This window comes from Alkalicoccobacillus porphyridii, from assembly GCF_007293315.1.
In the GTDB taxonomy this organism is placed as follows: Bacteria; Bacillota; Bacilli; order Bacillales; family Bacillaceae_D; genus Alkalicoccobacillus; species Alkalicoccobacillus porphyridii.
On record NZ_VLXZ01000134.1, the window covers coordinates 1 to 307 of the forward strand.

At 50.8% G+C, this 307-nt stretch carries 1 riboswitch.

Annotation, left to right across the window (positions count from 1 at the left end):
* Positions 1-96 precede the first annotated feature (96 nt).
* Positions 97-193, reverse strand: a riboswitch (TPP riboswitch).
* Positions 194-307 lie beyond the last annotated feature (114 nt).

The following is a 307-nucleotide window of genomic DNA, read 5'->3' on the forward strand; positions in this document are numbered from 1 at the left end:
TGTTGGTGAAAAAGGTGTAACGCGTGCGCAGATTGCGCTGAACCCAGCAGGTCGACTTGCATAGTTTGCTCCTGCCATAACGTGAAGAAGCAATGACCTGGTGGTCCGTGACTTCCCTACGCTGGCATTATCCAGCTCAGGTGATACGGGTATTTCTCAGCCTTCACGCAGAAGGGCACCCCGAGTCATGAAGATTGAATCTCTATACTTTTTGCCAGATTAGGGGAAGTTGCTTGCTCTTGCAAGCCCACCCTTCCGGTTATCGCTTCTTAACGCTGTACCCCATCTTGTACCTCAGTTTGTACCC